General features: G+C 44.2%; 6 protein-coding genes. 5 read left to right on the top strand and 1 reads right to left on the bottom strand.

Translation table 11 applies throughout. The features are described 5' to 3' along the window. The 5 genes from AZ66_RS32195 to AZ66_RS27495 form a co-directional block, all read left to right on the top strand. A partial coding sequence (locus tag AZ66_RS32195; RefSeq protein ID WP_197081786.1) for an endonuclease/exonuclease/phosphatase family protein occupies nt 1-502 on the top strand: 502 nt, incomplete at its 5' end. Between the two features lie 309 nt (nt 503-811). Continuing rightward, nucleotides 812-1,282, top strand: coding sequence for a phage holin family protein (locus AZ66_RS27515; protein ID WP_044357825.1), 471 nt, complete (start codon nt 812-814; stop codon nt 1,280-1,282). A gap of 412 nt (nt 1,283-1,694) precedes the next feature. Next, entirely contained in the window at nt 1,695-2,135 is a 441-nt protein-coding gene (locus AZ66_RS27505) for a DUF4183 domain-containing protein (RefSeq protein WP_044357823.1), read from the top strand. Between the two features lie 371 nt (nt 2,136-2,506). Next, nucleotides 2,507-2,791, top strand: a complete 285-nt coding sequence (locus AZ66_RS27500; RefSeq protein ID WP_044357822.1) for a DUF4183 domain-containing protein — start codon at nt 2,507-2,509, stop codon at nt 2,789-2,791. Nucleotides 2,792-2,958: 167 nt separating this feature from the next. Beyond that, nucleotides 2,959-3,243, top strand: a complete 285-nt coding sequence (locus AZ66_RS27495) for a DUF4183 domain-containing protein (protein WP_021256612.1) — start codon at nt 2,959-2,961, stop codon at nt 3,241-3,243. Nucleotides 3,244-3,533: 290 nt separating this feature from the next. On the opposite strand, the gene AZ66_RS27490 is transcribed toward AZ66_RS27495, so the two are convergent. Beyond that, complete coding sequence (locus AZ66_RS27490; protein WP_044357821.1) at nt 3,534-3,830, bottom strand: tyrosine-type recombinase/integrase; 297 nt, start codon at nt 3,828-3,830, stop codon at nt 3,534-3,536. Nucleotides 3,831-4,117: the final 287 nt, after the last annotated feature.

The raw sequence follows: 4,117 nt of genomic DNA, 5'->3' as shown, positions 1-4,117 counted from the left end.
TCTACTCGGACAATTGGCAAGTCAAGGCGTTCCTGTGTTTCTCACAGGCGATTTCAATGCTCCATCCCATCTGGATTGGACAGATGAAGCGAAGAGCATGCACTTTGGCGTAGCTGTCGAATGGCCGGTATCCATACGATTGGAGCAGCTACAGTTTCGAGATTCCTATCGAGATGTTTACTCTGATCCATTAGTGAGACCTGCTGCAACCTGGACAGCTGGAGAAAATGGACGAATCGCGCTGGATGAGGTGCATGATCGCATTGATTTTGTGTATGCAGGAGGAGCTGCAGTAACGATTGACAGCCGTATTGTAGGCGAGAGAGGTCCCTATACTGATATTGCGATTACGCCATGGCCGTCTGATCATCGGGCAGTTGTCTCTACCTTCGAACTCATTCCTGCAAGGATTCCGATGGACATTGGAGCATCCATCCAAGTGAGCCATGAACGGATAGTCCAAGGTAAAGGAACAATTGAAGTGAGCCGGAATATTGAATAAGGAATAGGGGCATAGAAATGCGGTACTCCGTGGGGTACCGTATTTTGCTGTTTTTGCTGTTGATCAATTGCCGGGGAAGCGGAGGTTAGGCCATTGTTTGACTGAGTGCAAATCTTTCATTCTAGTATATCAAAATCATCCTGACCATTGTTGCAATGAAAGCGAGTTAGGAGGCTTGCCTTTGTCGGGCAACGAGCATGCTGCATAACATATAGTCAGGGTCTGCGAGTGCTTCGTCAATACTCTAGCAGAGGCATTGAAAGTGCTAGATACAGGCCGAAGTGTATACGACTGCAGAGGAGGGCAAGCATGGATCGATTGAATCTTTTCCTCAAAACAGGAATCGCAGCCGCTGGTGGCACGTTTTCGTTCATATTTGGCGGTTGGCCCGCGTTGGTTCAGGTGCTGCTGACGATGATTGTAGTGGATTATGTGACAGGAGTAATGGCTTCAGGAGTGGAAGGCAAATTGTTGAGCCGTATCGGACTTGTGGGAATTGCGCGCAAAGTGTTCATTTTTCTTATTATTGCACTTGCCCATCAAATCGATACAGCCTTTAACAGCAAGGATATGATCAGAGATGCTACGACTTACTTTTATATGGCTAATGAGGTGTTGTCAATTCTAGAAAATGCGGGTCGCCTCGGCGTGCCAATCCCGAATGTGCTTAAGAAGGCAATCTTGGTATTAAAGGATAAAAGCAACGATGGAGACGACAGTCAGAAGGGAGATAAGCGAGATAGTCAGCAGGAGAAAGACGACAACTTCCCTCAAATCTAAACCGTTGTTCAAAAAGGACGAGCCTTGAACGCGATTTTGCGGTGGAAGGAGTGGCCTCAGATAGCTAGTATATTTGATACTAGGAAGAGAGGCGCTCCTTTTTCTATCCGTGAATATGAATGATCACGAAGGAAGGCCGTCTTTGTGGAAAACATATTGCTTTTACATAAATTACAAGGCAAGGTCGGTCAATGAGCGGATGATGGTTATCAAGTTGTTTGTTTTCCAGCCGTATACTGCGGGACACGATGATGAAGGGCTGTTTCAGAGCGTTGTTAGTTGGCTCTTGGGCAGCCTTTTTTGCGGATTTAATTATGGAATGTACATATGCCCCAAGCAGGCAAAAAGGATATGAATATCATAAATATTATCAAAGCACGACATAAATTTATGTAAGGGGACAGGTGGGCATATGAACGGAGATCATGTGATTCGCATAACGACCAAACCTTGGAGTAATAAGCTGAAATTCGAATACGCCCAGGCGAGCAGGCTGGCGTCCGGAAGCATATGGCCACCCTCTGGGTGCGCGCTAATATTTCCTGCTCCGCCGGTACCGCCGACTCCACCGGAGACGGGCAAGGTGCTGAAGGTAGAAACGTTCCAATTCATTACAAGAAGCGACGGGGTAAAATTCACGTACACGAACGAGGATGCGTTGCCGCAATACGGAAGCTCGGACATACTGGATCCGGCAACTGTATCCTACACGAACTTGTTCATCAACGGCGTTCTTCAACCGCTTATTGTATACAAGGTGTCGGCTGGGGTATTAACCATTGATGAGGTACCAGTGGACGGCGTTCCTATAACGCTTCAGTTCATACGAATTTTTCATGCGGAAATGGGATGAATCGGATCAGGAAGCGAAAAAACTTAAGAAAGCGGGGAACCAATCATGAGGGGCTTATTAGCAGCACGCTTCCTGTACTCGAAACATAATCTCGATCAGCACTCTTTCAGCAGGAGGTGAAAAAATAGGATACATATATTACCTGAGTTAGGGGAGTCTTTTGACTAAAGAAGGCACATTTCTCTTTCTTTCTCTAAGATTGTTGGAGGAGGGTGCTTTTTTCTGGCGTTTTCATTTAGTTCTATGCATTCTGCTCATTATTGAAAAAGGATCCAATATTCAACCGACCTGAGCGTTCACCATATCATGTACACAATCAGTACCTCTAGGATCAGCATTAAATAAGGTATCCCAAAAGAGGAGTGAAATAAATGGCAATTATTAAACCGTTTCTGGCAGGCAGGAAATTCAGTTCGACCATCGGAGCAGGTACGGGGACAGGTGCTGCGTTTACGATTGCGGCCACAGCATTTACAAATGATACTGGTGCTGCAGCAACTTCATTTCCAGCCTCATTTGCCTACTATGACCTTTATATCAATGGGGTTCTCCAAATGGGAGATACGTCTATAGTTACGACAACATCAATAACAATCCCTGGCGGCGATGCGCTTGATCCTGCCACGCCGCTCATCGTTGAGTTTATTGTAAATTAACCAAGATCGATTGCTTCATATGCTGATCATAGACTGTTCTGGTTATATTCCAGAGCAGTTTTTTGTTGGCTTTTAAATGTGTTTTTTTCTTCAAGACAACTGCAAGGTTCAATACTTGTCCCACATGCATCTAATATAGCATCCCTTAAGAAAAGGAGGAGAAAACAATGCCTATTACTCAACCATTTGTTGCAAGTCGTAAATTTGCAGCTACGATTGGAGTCGGGACTGGAACTGGCGCCACATTCGCGGTTGCCGCAACAGCTTTTACGAATGACGCTGGTGCTGCAGCAACAGCATTCCCAGGTTTATTCGCTTATTATATTCTCTATATTAATGGCACTATCCAGACAGCAGATACGTCGACAGTAACGACAACAACGATAACGATTCCTGGAGGAGATGCGCTTGACCCTGCTACCCCAATCCTCGTCGAATTTGTCGTAACGTAATGCCGATATATAAATAGTGTGTGTGTTTAAATATCAAGTTGATCCAAGGCAAGCCTTGGATCAACTTTTTTTCAAGACGCATCATAAGTTCCATACATAAGGGTTTCTGACAAATTAAAACGGGTGCCTATTGCTAGGACACCCTTATGGGAGATGTGGAAATGGATAAACGGTATTAAACGGTCATGATGGATAAACACTTATAGAATAAGGGAAGCGCACTGTTGGTAATGGATTAAAAAAGACGAAAAAATGTAATGATTAATACAATTAGTCCCCAAATTTCAAGTTTAGTCCCCATCGCCACTGAATAATACATCATCAAAAATGGAAGTTGTCTTTCGATCCACTGATTCGAAAATATGCCCATAGACGTCCATGGTTGTTCCTATTTTAGAATGGCCCAATCGATTAGATATCGTTTTAGCATGAGCACCTTCTCCGATTAATATGGAAGCCGACGTATGACGGAAGTCATGGAATCGTATGAACTTCAGTTTAGGAATTGTAGCGTTGAAATCCCTCCATTGTAAGCGATTTGGAACGGAACGGGATCCCGATTTTATTGCAAAATAAGAAATTCTCATAAGTTCCTTCCCAAATATCAGATTGTCCCATTCTGCTTTGCATAATGTTAATCTATCTACCACATACTACCTGAAACTAAAGAAAGTATAAAAAGACATTAACAAGAGTGTGGACGACGCCCGCGGCCGGCGATCGATGAATAAGAGTGGGAGCTGATCGGCAGCAGGCTGCAGGAATCTATGCAGGAGCAAACTGTTTTAACTATGGAGATCTACGACCCATTCGAGAGTTGTATGCTTATAGGTATTGTGTTAAGTGTAGACTCACTTGGTAAATGCGTTAGGTT

Source organism: Paenibacillus sp. E194, assembly GCF_000935845.1.
Lineage (GTDB): Bacteria > Bacillota > Bacilli > Paenibacillales > Paenibacillaceae > Paenibacillus_B > Paenibacillus_B alvei_B.
The sequence above is the reverse complement of the archived record's forward strand: the minus strand, read 5'-3'. Positions and strand labels throughout refer to the sequence as shown.